A 21,747-nucleotide genomic window follows, 5' to 3' on the forward strand; every position below is an offset into this window, starting at 1 on the left:
CCTGATTTCGAATTGAATTGAATTGCAGCAAGGTTCGGCATTAGTGGATACACAAGATCTGGTCGTCATGGGGTATGTCTCCGGCGTTTTCGGCATTCGCGGCTGGTTGCGCGTGCATGCCGACACCGAGTTCGATGACAGCCTGTTCGACTACCCGGTCTGGTGGCTGGGACGTAACGGCGAGTGGCGCGAATACCGCCTCGAGGAAGGCGCAGCCCAGAACAAGGGCATTACCGCCAAGCTCGAAGGCGTTGACGACCGCGATGTGGCCTTTGGCCTGCGCGGCTGTCAGGTGGCCGTGCCGCGGGCGCAGTTGCCCGCACCCGCCGACGGCGAATACTACTGGAACGACCTGGTCGGTCTGGCGGTGTTCAACCGGGCAGGCGAGTCGCTCGGGCAGGTCGAAAGCCTGTTCGAGACCGGCGCGTCCGCCGTCATCGTCGTCCGCGACACCGATACCAAGCACCTGATTCCGTTTGTCGGCGTCTATGTTCTTGATGTCGACCTGCCGGGCAAGCGCCTGACAGTGGACTGGGAACGCGACTACTGATGCAGATCGATGTCGTCACGCTGTTTCCGCCGATGTTCGACGCGGTGACGCAGCACGGTGTGACGCGACGGGCAGTCGAGCAGGGCATCTGGGGCTTTCAGGCCTGGAACCCGCGCGACTACGCCACCGACAATTACAAGACGGTCGATGACCGTCCGTATGGCGGTGGGCCCGGCATGGTCATGCTGGTGGACCCGCTGGCGCAGGCGCTCGATGCCGCGCGGCGGCGACAGCAGGCATTGGGGGTCGAGCGGCCCAGGGTCATCTACCTGTCTCCGCAAGGCCGGCCGCTGACGGATGCCAGAGTGTGCGAACTGGCGGCGACGCCGGGTATCGTGCTGCTGTGCGGTCGCTACGAAGGTGTGGACGAACGCTTGATTCAACGCGAAATCGACGAGGAAATCTCGATCGGCGATTACGTACTGTCCGGCGGGGAACTCCCCGCCATGGTGCTGATCGATTCGATCGTGCGCAGATTGCCCGGCGTGCTGAACGACGCGCAATCCGCCGAGCAGGACTCGTTCGCGACCGGACTGCTCGATTGTCCGCACTACACGCGGCCCGAGGAATACGACGGCCAGCGCGTACCGGATGTGTTGCTTTCGGGCAACCATGCCGAAATCGCCAAATGGCGACTGAAAATGTCGCTGGGGCGGACCCTCGAAAGACGGCCCGACCTGATGGCGAACAAGCAGCTCAGTAAACAGGAGGCTCGGCTGCTGGCTCAGTACCAGCAGGAACAAGCCCCGGAAAACAACAGGAGTTAACCATGAATCTGATTCAGCAACTCGAGCAGGAAGAAATCGCCCGCCTCGACAAAACCATTCCCGCCTTCGGCCCGGGTGACACCGTTGTGGTGCAAGTGAAGGTCAAGGAAGGCAACCGCGAACGTCTGCAAGCGTTCGAGGGTGTGGTCATTGCCAAGCGTAACCGCGGTCTGAACAGCGCGTTCACCGTGCGCAAGATCTCGTCGGGCGAAGGCGTGGAACGTACGTTCCAGACCTACTCGCCGCTGGTCGTCGCCGTTGACGTCAAGCGTCGTGGTGATGTCCGCCGTGCAAAGCTGTACTACCTGCGCGAACGTTCGGGCAAGTCGGCTCGCATCAAGGAAAAGCTGACCAAGCGCGTGCAACCGGCGGCGTAATGCCGGCGCCGTCGATCCGTCGATGGCGATGCAGCGAACAAAAAGCGCGAACTCAGTTCGCGCTTTTTGTTTGTCCAGACCATGCACAGCGAGAAGGAGGCCTGCATGTACAGCGCCGTGATACCCGCTCCCTGGGGCGGCCGGCTCGGCATCCGTGACGATGGCGCCGTGCTGACCGGGCTCGATTTCCTGCCGGCGCCGACCGCCGTGCAGCCGCCACGGGGCGAACTGGCCATCCAGGTCTGCCATGAGCTGGAACACTACTTCAGCGACCCGTCAGCAACGTTCAGCGTTCCGCAACGGCGCGGTGGCACGCCGTTCCAGCAGCGGGTATGGGCGGCGCTGGTGGCCATTCCGGCCGGCCGCGTGCTGCGCTACGGCGAGCTGGCGGTGCAGCTGGGGTCGAGTGCGCGGGCGGTCGGCCAGGCGTGCGGCAGCAACCCGCTGCTGCTGCTGGTGCCCTGTCATCGCGTGCTGGCCGCGCGCGGGCTCGGCGGCTTCGATCATCGCCAGGACGGCGAGCGGCTCGACATCAAGTTGTGGCTGCTTGGCCATGAAGGCTATCTGCTGCCACTGGTGTCGTGAACGAAAACGCCCGGCTTGCCGGGCGTTTTCTGTTGCACTGCAGGATCGATCAGATTGCTGCCGCCGGGGCCGGTTGCGGTTTCTTCGTTTCCGGTTCGTCGAACAGCAGCACCACGCCGCCCTCCTGGTCGAGATCGACGGTGACGCTGCCGCCGTCGGCCAGGCGACCGAACAGCAGCTCGTCGGCCAGCACCTTGCGGATGGTGTCCTGGATCAGGCGCGCCATCGGCCGCGCGCCCATCAGCGGATCGAAGCCCTTGCTGGCCAGATGCTTCTTCAGCGGCTCGGTGAAGTGAACTTCCACCTTCTTCTCCGCCAGTTGCGCTTCGAGCTGGATCAGGAACTTGTCCACCACCTGCAGGATGATGTCCTCGTTCAGCGTCTTGAACGAAATGATCGCATCCAGCCGGTTGCGGAACTCCGGCGTGAACAGGCGCTTGATATCGGCCATTTCGTCACCGGCCGCCTTGGTCGACGTGAAGCCGATGCTGCCCTTGCTCAGGTTTTCCGCGCCGGCATTGGTGGTCAGGATGATGATCACGTTGCGGAAATCGGCCTTGCGCCCGTTGTTGTCGGTCAGCGTGCCGTGGTCCATCACCTGCAGCAGCACGTTGAAGATGTCCGGGTGCGCCTTTTCGATTTCGTCCAGCAGCAGCACCGAGTACGGGTGCTTGCTGATGGCCTCGGTCATCAGGCCGCCCTGCTCGAAGCCGACATAGCCCGGCGGGGCGCCGATCAGTCGGCTGACTGCATGGCGCTCCATGTATTCGGACATGTCGAAGCGGATCAGCTCGATGCCCAGTGTGTAGGCAAGCTGACGCGCGACCTCGGTCTTGCCGACGCCGGTCGGGCCGCTGAACAGGAACGAACCGATCGGCTTTTGCGGGTTGCCGAGTCCGGAGCGCGACATCTTGATGGCCGCAGCCAGCGCATCGATGGCCTGGTCCTGACCGAACACGACGTTCTTCAGGTCGCGGTCGAGGGTCCGCAGGGCATTGCGGTCGTCGTTCGAGACCGTCTTGGCCGGGATGCGGGCGATCTTGGAGATGATTTCCTCGATCTCGTGCTTGGAAATCACCTTTTTCTGCCGGGATTTCGGCAGGATCTTCTGCGCAGCGCCGGCCTCGTCGATCACGTCGATCGCCTTGTCGGGCAGGTGGCGGTCGGTGATGTAGCGCGCCGCCAGCTCCGCCGCCGACGTCAGGGCCGCCACGGTGTACTTGACGCCGTGGTGCGACTCGAAGCGTGACTTCAGCCCCTTGAGGATCTGAATGGTCTGCTCGACCGTCGGCTCGACCACGTCGATCTTCTGGAAGCGGCGCGACAGCGCATTGTCCTTCTCGAAGATGCCGCGATACTCGGTGTAGGTCGTGGCGCCGATGCAACGCATGCTGCCGTTCGACAGCGCTGGCTTCAGCAGATTGGATGCATCGAGCGTGCCGCCGGAGGCCGCACCGGCGCCGATCAGCGTATGGATTTCGTCGATGAACAGGATCGCGTGCGGGTCGTCCGCCAGCTGCTTGATCACTGCCTTCAGCCGCTGCTCGAAGTCGCCGCGGTACTTGGTGCCGGCCAGCAGCGCGCCCATGTCCAGCGAGTACACCGTGGCTTGCGACAGCACGTCCGGCACTTCGCCCCTGACGATGCGGCGGGCCAGCCCCTCGGCGATGGCGGTCTTGCCGACACCGGCCTCGCCGACCAGCAGCGGGTTGTTCTTGCGCCGGCGGCACAGGATCTGGATCACGCGCTCAAGCTCGTGGTCGCGGCCGATCAGCGGGTCGACCTTGCCGGCCTGGGCCAGCTGGTTCAGGTTCTGGGTGTAGTTCTCCAGCGCGCCGCCGGCTGCGGTCGCTTCGGCTTCCTGCTCGGCTTCGCCCTCGGGGGCAGGCGCGGCCGCGCCGCGTGCCGGCGTGGCGTCGCTGCTCTTGTTCTTGGTGATGCCGTGCGAGATGTAGTTGACCACGTCGAGACGGCTGATGTTCTGCTGGTGCAGGAAATACACCGCGTGCGAGTCCTTCTCGCCAAAGATGGCGACCAGGATGTTCGCGCCGGTCACTTCCTTCTTGCCGGAACTCTGGACATGCAGGATGGCGCGCTGGATCACGCGCTGGAAGCCCAGCGTGGGCTGGGTTTCGACGTCCTCGGTACCGAGCACGGTCGGGGTGTGCTGGTCGATGAACTCGGCCAGCTGCCGACGCAACTGGTCGATGTTTGCATTGCATGCGCGCAACACTTCCGCGGCCGACGGGTTGTCGAGCATGGCGAGCAGCAGGTGCTCGACGCTGATCAGCTCGTGCCGTTTCTGGCGCGCCTCCATGAACGCCATGTGGAGGCTGACTTCGAGTTCTTGGGCGATCATTGGTTTTCCTCCATCACGCACTGTAGCGGGTGCTGGTGCACCTTGGCGTATTCCGTTACCTGGACCACTTTGGTACCGGCGACGTCCTTGCTGTAGACGCCGCACACACCGCGACCTTCTGTATGCACTTTGAGCATGACTTGGGTCGCATGTTCCCGGTCCATATGAAAAAAGCGCTCCAGTACGATTATCACGAAATCCATTGGCGTGAAATCGTCGTTGAGCAAAACCACTTTGTACATGGGCGGAGGCGCAAGGCGGGTCCGCTCGGGAGCCAGCTCTGTGCCGGGTTGGTGCTGGTTAGGCATACGACGGACTTTCTCACAGCACTATGCTTTCAATTTTGTCCCGCCGGGGACCTTTTTCAAGCGCTGATGAAGTTATGCAATATGGCTTGACGGTAACATCGTACTCGCGTAGAAAGTTTAGCGGTGGTCGATGAAGCGATCGGCTTGACGCCGTGCAACGCCGTCATGTCTGGCTTCGAATGACACACGTAAATGGGTGCGTCACCCGGTTAGGCAACATATAAGCAAGGAAACGTTTCAGATGGCAACTGGTACCGTAAAGTGGTTCAACGACGCCAAGGGTTTCGGTTTCATTACGCCGGATGACGGTGGGGAAGATCTGTTCGCCCACTTCTCGGCCATCAACATGAACGGGTTCAAGACCCTGAAGGAAGGCCAGCGCGTCTCCTTCGAGGTCAACCAGGGTCCGAAGGGCAAGCAGGCCAGCAATATCCAGGCCGCTTCCTGAGTCGTTGGTGAATGTAGAAAGCCCTGCGTCGCTGCAGGGCTTTTTTGTTGCCCTGCGCCCGGTGCCGGCCACCGTGAGCGCACGCGCAGCCCGCTATCCGCGCAGTGCCCGTGCCAGTACCTCGAAGACCCGGCCATCCATCGACTGTGCCACATTGAAGCGCAGGTAGCGACCGGCATCCGGCGAGTGACTGAATGCGTTGCCCGGTGCCAGCACCATCTGCTCCTGCAGGCAGGCACGGGCCACTGCGGGCGCCTCGGCGCCGGCCGGCAGCCGGCACCAGAGGAACATGCCGGACCGGGGAACGTGCCAGGGCGTGATGCCGAGCGCTTCGAGCCGTGGAAGGGTCTGGTCCATGGCTTCCGCCAGCCGCAGCCGCACCGTATCCATGTGCTTGCGGTAGCCGCTGTCGGTCAGCGCCGCCAGCAGGATGTTGGCGGCCAGCCGCCCGCCACTGAAGCTGGTGGCGATCCTGAGGTCGGTCAGGCCGTCGATCCAGTCTGCCCGCGCCGCAATGTAGCCGCAGCGCAACGAAGCCGAGATGGTCTTGGAGAAGCTGCCGATATGGATCACGCGGCCGAGCCCGTCGAAGGCCGCCAGTCTCGGTGCCGGGCTGGTTTCGAGATCGGCAAAGATGTCATCCTCGACGATCACCAGGTCCGAATGGTCGGCCAGCTTCAGCAACCGGTGCGCCGTGACTGCCGTGAGCGTGGCGCCGGTAGGGTTGTGGATGCCGGAGTTGGTGATGTAGAGCCGGGGCGAGTGCGCCTGCAGGGCGGCGCCGAAGGCCTCGACATCCGGCCCGGCCGGCGTGTACGGCACGCCGACGACCTTGACCCGGTGCGCTTTCAGCAAGGCGCGGAAATTGAAGTAGCAGGGGTCGTCGACCAGTACGGTGTCGCCCGGTTCCAGCAGAAAGCGGCAGATCAGGTCGATGGCATGGGTCCCGGATTCGGTCAGCATGATCTGCTCGGCGGGGACGTCGATGCCGGTGGCGGCCAGCCGCCGGGCGAGGAACAGGCGCAGCGCCGGCAGGCCGGGCGGCGTGGCATATTCCGCAAGCTCCACCGTGTCGGCGCGCGCCATGGCCCGCAGCGCGCGGCGCATTCCCGCTTCGTACATCCACGAGGCGGGAAGCCAGCCGCAGCCGGGCTTCAGTATGCCGGCATCCGTTTCAAGCGATTGCCGCGAAATCCACAGCGGATCGACATCCCTGTCCTGCCTGGGTTCGATCTCCGCCAGCGCCAGCGGGGCCGCCGGCCCGGTGACATAGAATCCCGAGCCCGGCCGCGGGCAGATGATGCCTTCGGCCGCAAGGCGCTCATAGGCTTCGACGACGGTCGAGACCGAAAGCTGCATGGCCTTTGCCTGCGCCCGGACGGAAGGCAACCGCATTCCCGGCAGGTAGGTGCGGGAGGCGATGCCGGTCCGGATCGCGTGCATGACGACATCGATCCGGGTGCTGTGTGGCGTCATTTCATTCCTGACTGTATTGCTTGCTGTGGGATAACAGTTCTTTTGAATTGTACTGGATTGTATCTGGGTAAGCCGGCAGCCTCATGCTCTACTTGAGCCCAATCTGAAAGGGGCGGGCTGTGGACAAGACGACGAGTGGCTGGATAAACGGGTTTATCGGGGTGGTGATTTTTGCCGGCTCATTGCCGGCGACGCGGGTCGCGGTCAGGGATCTCGATCCGGTGTTCCTGACCTGTGCCCGGGCGAGCATCGCCGCCCTGCTCGGGCTGGCGCTGCTGCTGGTCCTGCGGCAGCGTCGCCCGGCGGCAGGCGATGTGCCCTCGCTGGTGCTGGTGGCGCTGGGCTGCGTGGTCGGCTTTCCGCTGCTGACCGCGCTGGCGCTGCAGCACGTGACGTCCGCGCACTCGATGGTCTTCGTGGGGCTGCTGCCACTGTGCACGGCGATCTTTGGCGTGCTGCGCGGTGGCGAGCGTCCCCGGCCGGCCTTCTGGCTGTTCTCGATGCTCGGCAGTGCCTTTGTCATCGGCTATGCGCTGCTGGGCGGCATTGCGGCATCGCTGCCGGGCGACATGCTGATGCTGGCGGCGATTGGGGTGTGCGGTCTGGGCTATGCCGAGGGTGCGCGGCTCTCGCGCCGGCTCGGGGGCTGGCAGGTCATCAGCTGGGCGCTGGTCCTGTCGCTGCCGGTCATGCTGCCGATGACCGCGTGGACGCTGCCGGCATCGCTGGACGCGGTTGGCGTGCCGGCCTGGCTCGGGCTCGGCTACGTTGCCCTGTTCAGCATGCTGATCGGTTTCGTGTTCTGGTATCGCGGCCTGGCGCAGGGCGGCATTGCGGCGGTCGGCCAGTTGCAGTTGCTGCAGCCGTTCTTCGGTCTCGCGCTGGCCGCGCTGCTGCTGCACGAGGCAGTCAGCTGGGCGATGCTGGTGGTGACGCTCGGTGCCGTGGCCTGCGTGATGGGGGCGCGAAAGTTCGCAGCGGCCTGACAGGGTCCCGGAAACGAAAACGCGCCCTCATGAGAGGGCGCGTCTGTCCGGGCCGGCCGGCAGTTGCCGGCCGTCGGTATTACATGCGGGCGATCATCGCGTCGCCGAAGGCCGAGCAAGACACTTCCTGCGCGCCTTCCATCTGGCGGGCGAAGTCATAGGTCACGACCTTGTCGCCAATGGCGGCTTCCATCGACTTGATGATCAGGTCGGCGGCTTCGGTCCAGCCCATGTGGCGCAGCATCATTTCGGCCGACAGGATCAGCGAACCCGGGTTCACCTTGTCCTGGCCGGCGTACTTCGGTGCCGTACCGTGGGTAGCTTCGAACATGGCCACGGCGTCGGACAGGTTGGCGCCCGGGGCGATGCCGATGCCGCCAACCTGTGCGGCCAGCGCGTCGGACACGTAGTCGCCGTTCAGGTTCAGCGTGGCGATCACGCTGTATTCGGCCGGACGCAGCAGGATCTGTTGCAGGAACGCATCAGCGATCGCGTCCTTGACGATGATGTCGCCGCCGGTCTTCGGGTTCTTGAACGAGCACCACGGGCCGCCGTCGATCGGCTTGGCGCCGAATTCCTTTTGTGCCAGTGCGTAGGCCCAGTCACGGAAGCCACCTTCGGTGTACTTCATGATGTTGCCCTTGTGCACGATGGTCACCGACGGCTTGCCGTTGTCGATCGCGTACTGGATGGCCTTGCGCACCAGGCGCTCGGTGCCCTGACGCGACACCGGCTTGATGCCGATGCCCGAAGTTTCCGGGAAACGGATCTTCTTCACGCCCATTTCGTTCTGCAGGAAGGCGATGATCTTCTTCGCGCTGTCGCTTTCGGCTTCCCACTCGATGCCGGCGTAGATGTCTTCGGTGTTCTCACGGAAGATCACCATGTCGGTCAGGTCCGGGCGCTTCAGCGGCGAGGGCACGCCGGTGAAGTAGCGCACCGGGCGCAGGCAGGTGTACAGGTCGAGTTCCTGGCGCAGCGCCACGTTCAGCGAGCGGATGCCGCCGCCAACCGGCGTGGTCATCGGGCCCTTGATCGAGATCACGTAGTCACGCAGGGCGGCCATGGTCTCTTCCGGCAGCCAGACGTCGCCGCCATAGACGCGGGTCGACTTCTCGCCGGCGTAGATTTCCATCCAGTGGATCTGCTTCTGGCCGGCATAGGCCTTCTTCACTGCGGCGTCGACGACCTTCTTCATCACCGGGGTGATGTCGATGCCGATGCCGTCACCCTCGATGAACGGGATGATCGGGTTGTTCGGGATCGCTTGACCCGCGATGATTTTCTGACCGCCTTGTGGCACCTGAATGTGGGACGTGCTCATGCCTGCTCCATCTTTTGTTGAACGGTTATGACAAGTGACCCCGCCGCAGGGGAGGGCTTCGGCGGGACGGACGGAATGCCAGAGAAGGAGAAATGGCAGGCGCGGGCCGGATACGGAAGGAAACGGGCGAGCGCCGCAGTCGGTTTTTTACATCTTTTCGTTATTTTCGGCTTCTCTTCGTCGAGCATCATTATCCGAAAAAAAGCGAGCGGTTGCTAGAGGCGCGCCCGTGCTTTGTCTGTATCCGAAAAGCCGGGCGTCAACCGGCGAAAAACAGCGGTGTTGCGATGCAATATCGCGCCATGTTGACGGCTTGCCGCTGTCCGACAAATGCCCGACCATGCAGGAAAACACCGGCATGACGGCGGCGTTCCGGCCCATGACACGGCGCACAAGCCGGGCCGCGGCGGCGCCCCGCCGGTCACGGTCATTATCCGACAGCAGGCCCCGCACGGCGGGCAGAGAAGGCGAACATGCGCATCCCCGAGGAGAGCAATCCGGTTGCCCGCGACATCGCGCAGGCACTGGTGGACGGTTTCGACAAGCATTACAGCCTGTTTCGCGCCAGCTCGGCCCGTTCGCGCGCCTGGTTCGAGGAAGGCGACTGGGCCGGCATGCAGCAGGGCATCCGCGACCGGATCCAGTTCTACGACGACCGGGTCGAGGAGACCATCCAGCGGCTGCGCACCGAGTTTCATGCCGATCTGCTCGACGACGATATCTGGCAGCAGGCGAAATTCAACTATATCGGCCTGCTGACCAACCATCGCCAGCCGGAACTGGCCGAGACCTTCTTCAACTCGGTGTTCTGCCGCGTGCTGCATCGCGATTACTTCAACAACGACTTCATTTTTGTCCGGCCGGCGATCAGCACGGAGTATCTCGAATCCGACCCGCCGACCTACCGCAGCTACTATCCGGCAGCGGCGGGCATCCGTGCCACCATCGAGCGCATCGTCGCCGATTTCGGCTGGCAGCGGCCGTTTGCCGACCTGCGCCATGACATTGTCTGCCTGCTGCGGATGGCGAAGGACTTCCTTGGCGGCCAGTGGCCGCGACTCGAAGCCAACTACCAGATCCAGGTACTGTACTCGGCGTTCTACCGCAACAAGAGCGGTTACATCATCGGCAAGGTCATCAACGGCGGGCAGAGCTGGCCGTTCGCGATCCCGGTGCGCCATGACGACGACGGACTGCTGTACCTCGATACCATCCTGCTCGAGGTCTGGCGGATCGGCATCCTGTTCAGCTTCAGCCGTGCCTATTTCCTGGTCGACATGGCGGTACCGTCAGCCTATGTGCGCTTCCTGCGCAGCATGCTGCCGATGAAGTCGTCGGCCGAGCTGTACACCATGCTGGGCCTCGGCAAGCAGGGCAAGAACATCTTCTATCGCGACTTCATGCACCACCTGCAGTACTCGGACGACCATTTTGTCGTGGCGCCGGGCATTCGCGGGCTGGTCATGCTGGTGTTCGTGCTGCCGTCGTTCCCGTACGTGTTCAAGATCATCAAGGACGTGTTTGGCGGCACCAAGGAAGTCGACCGGGCGACGGTCAAGCAGAAGTACCTGCTGGTCAAGCATCACGACCGTGTCGGCCGCATGGCCGACACGCTGGAGTTCTCCAATGTGGCCTTTCCGCGCGGGCGCTTCGACCAGGCGCTGCTGGACGAAATCCGCCGCCTGGCGCCGTCGATGCTGGAAGAGGACGACGGCCAGATCATCATCAAGCACCTGTACATCGAGCGGCGGATGAAGCCGCTGAACATCTACCTCGACGAGGCGGCCGACGAGCAGAAAATCGAAGCGGTGCGCGAGTACGGCAATGCGATCAAGGACCTGGCCACCGCCAATATTTTCCCCGGCGACATGCTGTTCAAGAACTTCGGTGTGACCCGCTACGGGCGGGTGGTGTTCTACGACTACGACGAAATCGAATACATGACCGACTGCTGCTTCCGGGACATTCCCGAGGCACAGACGCCGGAACAGGAAATGGCGGCCGAACCGTGGTATCCGGTTGCCCGCAACGACGTGTTCCCGGAGGAGTTCGGTCGCTTCCTGCTCGGCGATCCGGTGGTGCGCCGCACCTTTCTCCACTATCACCGCGATCTGCTGACGCCGCAGTTCTGGCGTGAAAAGCAGGACCGGATCCGGGCGGGCATCCTTGACGATTTCTTCCCGTATCCGGAGGAAATGCGCTTCAGTCGCCAGCGCCGGCGGCGGCCGATGACGGTCTCTCCCGGTGCCGAGGTGGCCGTTCCGGTGCTTGAAGGCGGCAAGTAGTCTTCGCGCGCCGTCACTTGCTGCCCGTGCAATCCGATTACAATCCGGCTCCCGTTTCTGCAAGGAGCCGGCCCATGCCGCGCCTCATCCTGCTCAACAAACCGTTTGGCACCATCTGCCAGTTCAGCCCGAGCCCGCCGCACGCGACACTGGCCCAGTGGGTGCCGGTGGCCGGCGTGTATCCGGCAGGGCGGCTGGATACCGATAGCGAAGGTCTGCTGCTGCTGACCGATCACGGTCCGCTGCAGCATGTGATTGCCCATCCGCGTGCCAAATCGCCCAAGACCTATTGGGCGCAGGTGGAAGGCACGCCGTCGGCGGAACAGCTTGATGCACTGCGGGCGGGCGTGGATCTCGGCGATTTCGTGACCGCGCCAGCCCAGGCGCGGCTGATCGACACGCCGGACGGACTGTGGGAGCGGGTGCCGCCGGTACGTCACCGGCTGTCGGTGCCGACGGCATGGCTGGAGATCGTGATCAGCGAGGGCAAGAACCGCCAGGTGCGGCGGATGACGGCCAGTGTCGGGCTGCCGACATTGCGGCTGGTGCGGGCAGCCATCGGGCCGCTGCGTCTCGATGGCCTGCTGCCGGGGGCGTGGCGCGAGGCCGGCCCGGAGGCCCTGCCGCCGGCCTGGCGTCAGGCGTGGCTGCAGCCGGCCGCGGACAGGCAGCGGCCGTCGATGCCACGCGCGCAGGACGGCTGGCGCCGGCGCGGGAAGGCATGAGGAAAATCGGGGAGGGGCGCCGTGTCGGCGTAGCCGTTTCCGGCTACGCGACAGGGTTCGACATGGTGTCAGGCACCTGTCGTGAAGTAGGCGACCGGGCCGGTCGTCGTCAGGCCGATGTGGAAGCGCTCATTGTCCTGACGGGGCGCACAGGCCGATGAGGTTTCGAGTGTCCTGACCGTTTCGAACAGGACTTCGGCTTCCTTGAAATACTGGGCTGCCTGGATATCGCAACACAGCACGGCATCGATCAGGTCCGCATCCGGGTGAGCACCGTGGATTGCCATATTGCCTTCCGAAGTGCCGAACAGGTCCAGTGCCGGTGGCAGGCTGATCCCGTGCGCGCCGATCAGCGACATGGCATGTCGGGAAAACTTGCCCAGACAGCGCTGGGCAAGGCTGCGTACCTCGGCCAGCGACGGAGCAACATGGTTGTCATCGGGGCAAAGCAAGGATTGCAAGGCAGGGGCCGTGGCTCCAGGTTGCGCGGACATGTGCTGTTTTCCTTCAGTGCAAGGGACCTGGAAGGGAGGGCCCCTGGGTTATGGTTATGAATGTTGACTAATGGGTTTTGTTTTTGTGTTTTCTACCCATTATGGGTGTCAATTTCTCGCTGTCATCACGGAGTATAAAACCGCTTTTGCTGGGGTTCCGGGTCCGTTGACATAGCCAATATAGAAAACTGTTGGATAATTGCTGGGAATTTTCGGAAAAATCAGAATTTTCCTATTTTTTGTTTGATTCGGAACAGGAACGCCAGTGCCTCGCGCGGGCTCAGCGCATCCGGGTCCAGGTCGGACAGGGCATCGAGCACGGCGGAAACCTCTTCCGGAACCGTTGCTGGCGCTGTTGCCATCGAGAACAGGTCGGGCCCGTCATGTCTGGCTGCCTGGTTTTCCAGTTCGGCCAGTTTTTTCCTGGCCTCACGAACAACCCGGGCCGGCACGCCGGCCAGACTGGCGACTTCGATACCATAGCTCTGGCTGGCCGGCCCGTCTTCGACATGGTGCAGGAATACGATGCGATCCTTGTGTTCGACGGCGGACAGATGGACATTGGCCACCGTCGGATAATCCGATGCCAGCCGGGTCAGTTCGAAATAGTGGGTTGCAAATAGAGTATAGGCGCGATTTTTCTCGATCAGCTGGCGGGCGATGGCCCAGGCCAGTGCCAGGCCGTCGAACGTCGACGTGCCGCGTCCGACTTCATCCATCAGCACCAGGCTGTTTGCGTCGCTGTTGTGCAGGATATTGGCGGTTTCTGTCATTTCGACCATGAAGGTCGAGCGACCGCCGGCCAGATCGTCCGAGGCACCGATGCGGGTGAAAATCCGGCTCAGCTGCCCTATCGACGCCTGCTGCGCCGGCACGAAGCTGCCGATATGCGCCAGCAGCGCAATGTGCGCCACCTGGCGCATGTAGGTCGATTTGCCGCCCATGTTCGGCCCGGTGACCAGCAACAGTTTCCGGTCGGCCGCCAGCCGGGTGTCGTTCGGGATGAAACGCTCGACCTGGGACTCGACCACCGGGTGACGACCGGCCTGGATATCGATCACGCTGCTGCTGGTCAGCACCGGCTTGCAGTAGCCGAGGGTGGTGGCACGCTCGGCCAGATTGGCCAGCACGTCGAGCGTGGCAACGGCGCGGGCAATGCGCTGCAGCTCGGGAATGTGCGGGGCCAGTTCGTCGAGCAGTGCCTCGTACAGGCGTTTTTCCAGCGCCAGGGCGCGCTCGTTGGCCGACAGCGCCTTGTCCTCGAAGGTCTTGAGTTCCGGCGTGATGTAGCGCTCGGCATTTTTCAGCGTCTGGCGGCGACGGTAGTCGTCGGGCACCTTGTCGGCCTGGGCGCGGCTGACCTCGATATAGAAACCGTGGACCTTGTTGAATTCGACTTTCAGCGTGGTGATGCCGGTGCGCAAGCGCTCACGGTTTTCCAGCGCCAGCAGGAACTCGCCGCAGTTGTGCTGGATATTGCGCAACTCGTCGAGCTCCGGATGAAAACCGCCGGCGATGACGCCGCCGTCGCGCACCATGGCCGCCGGTTCGGCACTGATGGCCAGTGCCAGCCGTTCGGCGATCGGCGACTGCGCCGGCAGGGCATCGTGCAGCACGGCCAGCAGTGCGGCCGGCTGACCGCCGGCCAGTTGCGCCCGCAGCGCCGGCAGGCGCAGCAGGCTTTCGCGCAGGCTGGCGAGGTCGCGCGGGCGGGCGCTGCGCAGGGCGACGCGGGCGGTAATGCGCTCGATATCGGCCACGCCGTCCAGCGTGGCGTGCAGTTCGCTGCCGGATGACTGCAGGGCAGCTACCGCATCCAGCCGTGCACGGATGGCGGCCGGATCACGCAGCGGGTGGTGCAGCCACTCGCGCAGCAGGCGGCTGCCCATGCTGGTCGCACAGCGGTCCAGCAGTGAAGCCAGTGTCGGCGACGACTCGCCGCGAATGGTCTCGGTCAGTTCCAGGTTGCGGCGGGTGGCCGCATCCATGTCCAGATACTGGCCGGTATGCTCGACGGTCAGTCCGCCGACATGGCTCAGTTCGCCCGACTGGGTATTCTTTACATATTCGAGCAGGGCACCGGCAGCACCGAGCGACACGCCGAGGTCCTCGGCGCCGAAACCGGCCAGATCCTGCACGGCGAAGTGCCGTGCCAGCCGCTGGCGGGCGCTGCTCTCGTCGAAGTGCCAGGGTGGCAGCCGCTTCAGGCTGGCAGCCAGCCCGCCGGGCAGCGCCGGCGTGGCGCTGTCGTCGGCGACCAGCATTTCGGCCGGCTTCAGTCGTTCCAGTTCGCTGGTCAGCCGCTCGGCATCGGTTTCGAGCACGCGAAAATCGCCGCTGGCCAGCGACAGCGCGGCAATGCCTAGCCGCCCCTTGCGCCAGGCCAGCGCAACGATCCGGCTTTCGCGCTTGTCGTCGAGCAGTGCGGCATCGGTCAGCGTGCCCGGGGTGACCACCCTGACCACCTTGCGCTCGACCGGTCCCTTGCTGGTGGCCGGGTCGCCGATCTGCTCGCAGATCGCCACCGATTCACCGAGACGCACCAGTCGGGCCAGGTACTGCTCGACGGCATGGAACGGCACGCCGGCCATCGGAATCGGCTGGCCGCCGGACTGGCCGCGGGCGGTCAGCGTGATGTCCATCAGCCGTGCGGCCCTGACCGCGTCGTCGTAGAACATCTCGTAGAAGTCGCCCATGCGGTAGAACAGCAGGCTGTCCGGGTGGTCGGCCTTCAGCCCCAGATATTGCTGCATCATCGGGGTGTGCTGCGGCGTGCTGGCGGAATCGGTTGCGGGGGTGGGTGTCGGCTTGCCGGCCATCGTGTCCTCAATAAGCGACCGTCCGTCGGTTTACCGGGCGGACGGGACGTGAATGCAAACCGCTATTGTGCAATGCCGCGCCGCGGAACACATACCCCGGATGCGAGAACGCCGGCAGAATCTGCCGGCGTCGGGGGGCACAATGTCGCAAAAGTGCATCAGACGGCGGAGGGATTGCGTGCACACCGGTGTACCGTGTTCACGATATTTTCTGCCGGTCGGTGTGTGCCGACGCCTCTGTGACCGGCTGTGCCCGCCTTCATGAGCCGTCTGGAGGTCAGTCAATCTCCAGCCTGACCGGTTTTCCTATGCGACCGAGCATCTCGATCAGGGTGTCGATGGAGAACTTCGACGTTTTCCTGTTGATGACATCCGAGACGCGCGGGCGAGAAACCCTCAGGATGCTGGCTGCTTCTGTCTGCTTGAGGTGATGATGTTCAATCCACGATGCCAGCTCGGTCATCAACTGCACCTTGAGACGCTGTGTCTCGTTGATTTCCCTGGCGGCGGCGGCCTGCAGACGCCCGGCCTCCTCTGGCGAAAAGCCGAGTTCGGAGAAGAGGTTGGCGTCTGCCCTGGTCACATGGCGGATTTCGGTATCAATTTTCATCGCTCGAACTTTCTGGCATTGACCACGGCGCGGTAACGCAGCCTGGCGATGTGCTTGTCGCGCTCGCTGGTCGCCCGCGTTTTTTTCCGGAAACTGTGCAGGACATAAACCGCTTCCTCGAACTTGGCGACGTACATGATCCGGTAGATGCCATCACTCTCCCTGATGCGTATTTCCCGTGTGCCGGGACCGATCTCGTCGAACGGTTTCCAGTCGGCAGGGTCGAGCCCTGCCTGCACCCTGCTCAGCTGAAAGCCGGCTTGCCGGCGGGCGTCCTCGGGGAAATCCAGCAAATCGGTGTAGGCCGAGCCTGCCCAGCGAATTTCCTTGTCGATTTCCATGATACGTCATGTATAAAATTTTATACCACGATCAGTGGCCGCGTGTGGGGTCACCCGCAGAGGGCAAGCGTCCTCCTGCGACGTGCCTGCAGCAAATCCCTCCACAGGGTTGCAGGCACAATGTCGCAAAAGTGCATCAGACGGCGGAGGGAACGGTCGCCACCCGGGACCGGGTGGCGGGACCTCAGCGTTTTTCCGCCCGGCGGCCGAGGTCGGGCAGGAAGGCGGTCAGCAGGCCGATCAGCGGCAGGAATGCGCACAGCTGGTACACCATGTCGATACCGTACACGTCGGCCAGCCGGCCGAGGGCGGCCGCGCCGATGCCGCCCATGCCGAAGGCAAAGCCGAAGAACAGGCCGGATACCGCCCCGATCTTGCCCGGCAGCAGTTCCTGGGCGAATACCAGAATGGCCGAGAAGGCCGAAGCGAGGATAAAGCCGATGATGAAGGTCAGCGGGCCGGTCCAGGCCAGGCTGGCATGCGGCAGCAGCAGCGTGAACGGCGCCACGCCAAGGATCGAGCCCCAGATCACCCGCTTGCGGCCGATGCGGTCGCCGATCGGGCCGCCAAGCAGGGTGCCGGCGGCAACGGCAAACAGGAACACGAACAGGTACAGCTGCGCGGACTGCACCGACAGCTGGAACTTGTGGATCAGGTAGAAGGTGTAATAGCTGGTCAGGCTGCTCAGGTAGAAATACTTCGAGAAGATCAGCATCAACAGCACGCCGACGGCCAGTGTGACCTGGCGCGACGACAGCGCATGGCCGGGTGCGGTGCGGGCAGCGGTCTTGCGGGCGCGCTGCTGGCGGCGATACCAGCCGCCGATTTTCCACAGCACGACCATGGCCAGCAGGGCGGCGGCCGAGAACCAGGCGACGCTGCGCTGGCCTTGCGGAATGATGATCCAGGCGGCCAGCAGCGGGCCCATTGCGCTGCCGGCATTGCCGCCGACCTGGAAGATCGACTGGGCCAGGCCGTGGCGGCCACCGGATGCCATGCGTGCCACGCGCGACGATTCCGGGTGGAAAATCGATGAACCGGTGCCGATCAGCGCGGCAGCCAGCAGCAGCGTCGGATAATCGGTCGCCGCCGCCAGCGTCAGCAGGCCGACCAGGGTGCAGCCCATGCCGATGGCCAGCGAGTACGGCTGCGGTCGCTTGTCGGTATACAGTCCGACCACCGGCTGCAGCAGCGAGGCGGTGATCTGGTAGGTGAGGGTGATCAGGCCGATCTGGGCAAAGCTCAGATGGAAGCTGCTTTTCAGCAGCGGATAGATCGCCAGGATCAGCGACTGGATCATGTCATTCAGGAAATGCGAGAAGCTGATGGCGCCGAGCACGCGAAAGCCGGTGCGTTCGCTGTCGGCCCGGGGCGGGGCAGTGGTGGTGGTGGTCATGACGTCGGAGCGCAGGGTGGGTGGCGATAGCGACTGATCATAACTGGCGACCTGCTGCCCGTCCTGCGAGAATCAGGCAGCAACTGGCGCAAATCGGGCAGGTGGACTGCACCGATGCCAGCGAAAGGTCATCGATGCAGCTCCCTCCCCGCTATCTGGCCTACGACCGGCGTGACGTGCCGGTGATTGCGATGGCGATCGATTATGCCGACGGTCATGTCACGCCGCCGCACAGTCACCCGAACGCACAGCTGATCCATACCGTGCAGGGGGTGCTGGTGGTCGGCACCGCGCATGGACAGTGGGTGGTGCCGCCGACGCGCGGGCTGTGGATGCCGGCCGGCACCTCGCACTGGGTGCGCATGGTTGGTGATGTGCGCATGCGCACGGTCTTTATCCGCTGCGATGCCGCGCCGGACTTGCCGGACAGCTGCCGGGTGCTCGGCATTTCCGGGCTGCTGCGCGAGCTGATCCTGGCTGCCATCGATGTCCGGATACCTTATCTGTCTGACTCTCGCGACGGGCGGCTGATGCGGTTGCTGCTGGATGAGCTGCGCGAGATTCCGACCCTGCCGTTGCAACTGACCCTGCCCTGCAGCAATTGTGCGCGGCACTGGTGGCCAGCCCCGACGATGCCACCACACTGGCGCAGTGGGCGGCGCGACTGGCGCTCGATCCGCGCACCATTGCCCGGCGTTTTGTGCGCGAGACCGGCATGACCTTCGGCCAGTGGCGGCAACAGGCCCGGCTGCAGGCAGCGCTGGAAGCACTGGCCACCGGCAGCAAGGTGGTCGATGTCGCCCTTGGCCTCGGTTACGACAGCCCCAGTGCGTTCACCGCCATGTTCAAGCGCCAGTTCGGTGTTGCCCCGAGTGTGTTTTTCCGTTAGGACCAGCCTTCCAGTACCAGCTTGCCGATGGTGTGGCCGGCCTCGAGCCGGGCGTGGGCGTGACGCAGGGTAGTGGCGTCGATCGGGCCGAGCACTTCGCCGAGCGTGGAGCGCAGCCGGCCGGCGTCGATGCCGTCGGCGATGCGTGCCAGCAGACGGTGCTGCTCGATGCGGTCGTCGGTGCGGAACATGGCGCGGGTGAACATGAACTCCCAGGCAAAGGCCGCGCTCTTGCTTTTCAGCAGCTCGACCGGCAGCGGGCGGGCATTCTCGACGATGGTGACGATGGTGCCCTGCGGCCGGATCAGCTCGGCCAGTGCCGGGAAGTGCTGGTCGGTGTCGTTGAAGCAGGCGATGTAGTCGACCGTGTCCAGCCCCAGTGCCCGAACCTGTGCGACCAGGTCGCCGCGATGGTCGATGACATGATCGGCACCGAGCTCGCGGCACCAGCTTGCGGATTCGGTTCGTGAGGCGGTGGTGATCACCGTCAGCCGGCCGAGCGTTCTGGCCAGCTGGATGCCGATCGAACCGACCCCTCCCGCACCGCCGACGATCAGTATCGTCTTGCCGGCATCCTGCCCGTCCGGGCTGATGCCGAGACGGGTGAAGCAGGCCTCCCAGGCGGTGATGGCGGTCAGCGGCAGAGCGGCCGCGGCGGCAAAGTCGAGGCTGGCCGGCATCGGGCCGACCAGGCGTTCATCGACCAGCTGGAACTCGGCGTTGCAGCCGGGACGGGTGATGTCGCCGGCGTAGTAGACCCGGTCGCCGGGTTTGAACAGCGTGACATCGCGGCCGACGGCATCGACCACGCCGGCTGCATCCCAGCCAAGCACGCGCGGCGTGCTTTCCTGTTGTGCTTTTGGCGCGCGCACCTTGGTATCGACCGGATTGACGGCAATGGCGCGCACGGCGACGCGCAGGTCATTCGGTCCCGGTTCCGGCAGTGGCAACTCGATGTCGAGCAGCGACTCGGCGTGGTCGATGGGCAGGTAGCGGTACAGGCCGACGGCTTTCATGGTGGTGTCTCCAGGCGATGACGATGAGTGATGCCGGAAGTGTAGTCGGCGGTGGATTCGCCGATTAGACTGCCCAATGTGGAAACTTTGTCCGTCAGGATGAACAATGACGCCGGAATTCGACCGGATGGCAGTCTTTGTGCAGGTGGTGGAAAGCGGCAGCTTTACTGCTGCGGCGCAGGCGCTCGGCCTGCCCAAATCCACGGTCAGTCAGCAGCTGGCCAGGCTGGAAGCCTCGCTGGGTGTGCGGCTGTTGCAGCGGAGTACGCGCAAGCTGAGTCTGACGGCCGCCGGGCAGCTGTATGTCGGCCACTGCCAGCGCATGGTCGAAGCCGGCCGTGCCGCCGATGCGGCCGTTTCCCGGCTGCGCGATGCGCCGGCCGGCCAGTTGCGCATTACTGCGCCGGAGGCCTCCGGCGCGCTGCTGTTCGCCGGGCTGGTGCCGGCATTTCGCCGCCGCTACCCGCTGATCAGCGTCGACATGCTGGTGACCGATGCCCATCTCGACCTGATCGGCGAGCGCATCGACCTGGCGTTTCGTACCGGGCGGCTGGCGGATTCGAGCTTTGTCAGCCGGCATGTCGGCGAGGTACGCCGCGCGCTGGTGGCAGCCCCGGACTATGTGGCGCGCGCCGGCCTGCCGGTTTCACCGGCCGATCTCGCCGCTCATGCCTGTCTGGTTCATCATCCGGCCCCGGACTGGCCGCTGACGGGGGCGGATGGCCTGCAGCGGGTCGTGCCGTCGCCGGGCATGCGCAGCAGCAGTCTGATGTATCTGCAGCAGGCTGCCGTTCATGGTGCCGGTATTGCCATGCTGCCGGCGTTCATGTGCCGGTGCGAGCTGGCCAGCGGGCAACTGGTCGAACTGCTGGCAGCGTATCCGCCGTTGCCGAACCAGTATTTCGCTGTCTATCCGACCCGCACCCACGTGTCGGCCGCGCTGCGCGCCTTCCTGGATTTTGTCGGGACATGGGGGCTGGCCGAGCGGCTGGCAGCCGCCCACAAATGAAAATGGCAGACCGGAGGTCTGCCATGGGGCGGATCGCAAACTGCCGGAAATGATTACCGGACGTGCGGCGCCAGCGTGTGCAGCATCTGCGCCAGCACCTTCGGGTTGGCGGCGACCACGTCACCGGATTCCAGCCAGCCCTGTTCGCCGAACACGTCGGTGACGATGGCGCCGGCTTCCTGGGCGATCAGGCTGCCTGCGGCGATGTCCCACGATTTCAGGTTCAGTTCCCAGTAGCCGTCCACGCGGCCGCTGGCGACGTAGCACAGGTCGAGCGCGGCCGAACCTTCACGACGCACGCCGGCAGTCTTGCGGATCATGTCGGCGAACATGGCCAGGTACTGGTCCAGATAGCTGACGTCGGTGTACGGGAAGCCGGTGGAGATCAGGCTGTCGGCCAGGCTGATGCGCTTGCTGACGCGGATGCGGCGATCATTGAGGAAAGCGCCGCCGCCCTTGCTGGCGGTGAACAGGTCGTTGCGGTTCGGATCGTAGACCACGGCCTGCTGGATCTGGCCCTTGTGCGCGAGGGCGATGGATACGCAATACTGCGGATAGCCGTGCAGGAAGTTGGTGGTGCCGTCCAGCGGATCGATGATCCACAGGTATTCGGCGTCGGACAGCGAGGCCCCGCCCGATTCCTCGGCTAGAATGGCGTGCTTGGGGTAGGCATCCCGGATCATGTCGATGATGGCCGCTTCGGCCGCACGGTCGACGTCGCTGACGAAGTCGTTGTGCTGTTTCTGCTCGGCGCGGATCAGGTCGAGGTTGTTCGACGCGCGTTGAATGATGTTGGCGGCGCGACGCGCGGCCTTGACCGCGATGGTCAGCATCGGATGCATGGGAGCCTCTCTGGCAAAGGGGGCGCGCCGCGAATTCTTGCCGCCGCGCGTCTGGATAGTCCGGGTTTAAGGAACGATAAAGACCCGGACAGTTGGATGTTCCGGGCCTTTTGATGGCCGGAATTTTAACGCAGTTTTCTC

22 protein-coding genes are annotated in these 21,747 nt (G+C 64.2%); 11 read left to right on the forward strand and 11 right to left on the reverse strand.

What is annotated here, in order from left to right; all coding sequences use genetic code 11:
* The first annotated feature begins 43 nt into the window (after positions 1–43).
* The 4 genes from rimM (at position 44) to ACYVG8_RS15385 (ending at position 2,279) form a co-directional block, all read left to right on the forward strand.
* Complete coding sequence (gene rimM, locus ACYVG8_RS15370) at positions 44–550, forward strand: ribosome maturation factor RimM (RefSeq protein WP_199489712.1); 507 nt, start codon at positions 44–46, stop codon at positions 548–550.
* A complete protein-coding gene (gene trmD, locus ACYVG8_RS15375) occupies positions 550–1,317 on the forward strand; it encodes a tRNA (guanosine(37)-N1)-methyltransferase TrmD (protein WP_028498122.1) in 768 nt (255 codons plus the stop codon). The genes rimM and trmD overlap by 1 nt, the downstream gene beginning before the upstream one ends.
* Before the next feature lie 2 nt (positions 1,318–1,319).
* Positions 1,320–1,694 carry a 50S ribosomal protein L19 gene (gene rplS, locus ACYVG8_RS15380; protein WP_028498121.1) on the forward strand — a complete coding sequence of 125 codons (375 nt, stop codon included), beginning with the start codon at positions 1,320–1,322 and terminating at the stop codon, positions 1,692–1,694.
* A gap of 105 nt (positions 1,695–1,799) precedes the next feature.
* Positions 1,800–2,279 (forward strand): methylated-DNA--[protein]-cysteine S-methyltransferase, encoded by a 480-nt coding sequence (locus ACYVG8_RS15385; RefSeq protein ID WP_460746221.1) that lies wholly within the window; start codon positions 1,800–1,802, stop codon positions 2,277–2,279.
* A 49-nt stretch (positions 2,280–2,328) separates the two neighbouring features.
* On the opposite strand, the gene clpA is transcribed toward ACYVG8_RS15385, so the two are convergent.
* Both clpA and clpS read right to left on the reverse strand, forming a co-directional pair.
* Positions 2,329–4,638, reverse strand: a complete 2,310-nt coding sequence (clpA, locus tag ACYVG8_RS15390) for an ATP-dependent Clp protease ATP-binding subunit ClpA (RefSeq protein ID WP_460746223.1) — start codon at positions 4,636–4,638, stop codon at positions 2,329–2,331.
* Complete coding sequence (gene clpS / locus ACYVG8_RS15395) at positions 4,635–4,946, reverse strand: ATP-dependent Clp protease adapter ClpS (protein ID WP_460746225.1); 312 nt, start codon at positions 4,944–4,946, stop codon at positions 4,635–4,637. The genes clpA and clpS overlap by 4 nt, the downstream gene beginning before the upstream one ends.
* A gap of 241 nt (positions 4,947–5,187) precedes the next feature.
* Between clpS and cspE the strand changes: the two genes are divergently transcribed.
* On the forward strand, positions 5,188–5,394 hold the full coding sequence (gene cspE, locus ACYVG8_RS15400; protein ID WP_028498117.1) for a transcription antiterminator/RNA stability regulator CspE: 207 nt from the start codon (positions 5,188–5,190) through the stop codon (positions 5,392–5,394).
* 93 nt (positions 5,395–5,487) lie between these two features.
* On the opposite strand, the gene ACYVG8_RS15405 is transcribed toward cspE, so the two are convergent.
* Entirely contained in the window at positions 5,488–6,870 is a 1,383-nt protein-coding gene (locus ACYVG8_RS15405; protein WP_028498116.1) for an aminotransferase-like domain-containing protein, read from the reverse strand.
* Between the two features lie 119 nt (positions 6,871–6,989).
* On the opposite strand from ACYVG8_RS15405, the gene ACYVG8_RS15410 reads away from it, so the two are divergent.
* Positions 6,990–7,856, forward strand: a complete 867-nt coding sequence (locus ACYVG8_RS15410) for a DMT family transporter (RefSeq protein WP_281660174.1) — start codon at positions 6,990–6,992, stop codon at positions 7,854–7,856.
* A 79-nt stretch (positions 7,857–7,935) separates the two neighbouring features.
* On the opposite strand, the gene icd is transcribed toward ACYVG8_RS15410, so the two are convergent.
* Complete coding sequence (gene icd / locus ACYVG8_RS15415; protein ID WP_028498114.1) at positions 7,936–9,180, reverse strand: NADP-dependent isocitrate dehydrogenase; 1,245 nt, start codon at positions 9,178–9,180, stop codon at positions 7,936–7,938.
* 473 nt (positions 9,181–9,653) lie between these two features.
* Between icd and aceK the strand changes: the two genes are divergently transcribed.
* Positions 9,654–11,465, forward strand: a complete 1,812-nt coding sequence (aceK, locus tag ACYVG8_RS15420) for a bifunctional isocitrate dehydrogenase kinase/phosphatase (RefSeq protein WP_051528643.1) — start codon at positions 9,654–9,656, stop codon at positions 11,463–11,465.
* Between the two features lie 74 nt (positions 11,466–11,539).
* Positions 11,540–12,190: a pseudouridine synthase gene (locus ACYVG8_RS15425; RefSeq protein ID WP_460746229.1), complete on the forward strand. Its 651-nt coding sequence runs from the start codon at positions 11,540–11,542 to the stop codon at positions 12,188–12,190.
* Positions 12,191–12,258: 68 nt separating this feature from the next.
* On the opposite strand, the gene ACYVG8_RS15430 is transcribed toward ACYVG8_RS15425, so the two are convergent.
* From ACYVG8_RS15430 to ACYVG8_RS15450, 5 genes are all read right to left on the reverse strand, one after another.
* Entirely contained in the window at positions 12,259–12,684 is a 426-nt protein-coding gene (locus ACYVG8_RS15430; protein WP_146744998.1) for a hypothetical protein, read from the reverse strand.
* A gap of 221 nt (positions 12,685–12,905) precedes the next feature.
* Positions 12,906–15,440 (reverse strand): DNA mismatch repair protein MutS, encoded by a 2,535-nt coding sequence (gene mutS / locus ACYVG8_RS15435; protein ID WP_107890277.1) that lies wholly within the window; start codon positions 15,438–15,440, stop codon positions 12,906–12,908.
* Between the two features lie 340 nt (positions 15,441–15,780).
* A complete protein-coding gene (locus ACYVG8_RS15440; RefSeq protein ID WP_028498111.1) occupies positions 15,781–16,113 on the reverse strand; it encodes a helix-turn-helix domain-containing protein in 333 nt (110 codons plus the stop codon).
* Positions 16,110–16,454, reverse strand: a complete 345-nt coding sequence (locus ACYVG8_RS15445) for a type II toxin-antitoxin system RelE/ParE family toxin (protein ID WP_112691930.1) — start codon at positions 16,452–16,454, stop codon at positions 16,110–16,112. Before ACYVG8_RS15445 ends, ACYVG8_RS15440 begins: the two co-directional genes overlap by 4 nt.
* A gap of 184 nt (positions 16,455–16,638) precedes the next feature.
* On the reverse strand, positions 16,639–17,850 hold the full coding sequence (locus tag ACYVG8_RS15450; protein ID WP_036385105.1) for an MFS transporter: 1,212 nt from the start codon (positions 17,848–17,850) through the stop codon (positions 16,639–16,641).
* Positions 17,851–17,984: 134 nt separating this feature from the next.
* Here ACYVG8_RS15450 and ACYVG8_RS15455 point away from each other — a divergent pair, with 134 nt between their 5' ends.
* Positions 17,985–18,569, forward strand: coding sequence for an AraC family ligand binding domain-containing protein (locus ACYVG8_RS15455; protein WP_460746231.1), 585 nt, complete (start codon positions 17,985–17,987; stop codon positions 18,567–18,569).
* The gene (locus tag ACYVG8_RS15460; protein ID WP_460746233.1) at positions 18,551–18,739 is read left to right on the forward strand and encodes a helix-turn-helix transcriptional regulator; all 189 of its coding nucleotides are present in this window, start codon (positions 18,551–18,553) and stop codon (positions 18,737–18,739) included. Before ACYVG8_RS15455 ends, ACYVG8_RS15460 begins: the two co-directional genes overlap by 19 nt.
* On the opposite strand, the gene ACYVG8_RS15465 is transcribed toward ACYVG8_RS15460, so the two are convergent.
* The gene (locus tag ACYVG8_RS15465) at positions 18,736–19,755 is read right to left on the reverse strand and encodes a zinc-binding alcohol dehydrogenase family protein (protein ID WP_107888825.1); all 1,020 of its coding nucleotides are present in this window, start codon (positions 19,753–19,755) and stop codon (positions 18,736–18,738) included. The genes ACYVG8_RS15460 and ACYVG8_RS15465 overlap by 4 nt on opposite strands.
* 106 nt (positions 19,756–19,861) lie before the next feature.
* Here ACYVG8_RS15465 and ACYVG8_RS15470 point away from each other — a divergent pair, with 106 nt between their 5' ends.
* Positions 19,862–20,764, forward strand: coding sequence for a LysR family transcriptional regulator (locus ACYVG8_RS15470; RefSeq protein ID WP_107888824.1), 903 nt, complete (start codon positions 19,862–19,864; stop codon positions 20,762–20,764).
* Between the two features lie 53 nt (positions 20,765–20,817).
* On the opposite strand, the gene ACYVG8_RS15475 is transcribed toward ACYVG8_RS15470, so the two are convergent.
* Complete coding sequence (locus ACYVG8_RS15475; protein WP_028498105.1) at positions 20,818–21,606, reverse strand: inositol monophosphatase family protein; 789 nt, start codon at positions 21,604–21,606, stop codon at positions 20,818–20,820.
* Positions 21,607–21,747 lie beyond the last annotated feature (141 nt).

It is taken from the genome of Microvirgula curvata (assembly GCF_054781615.1).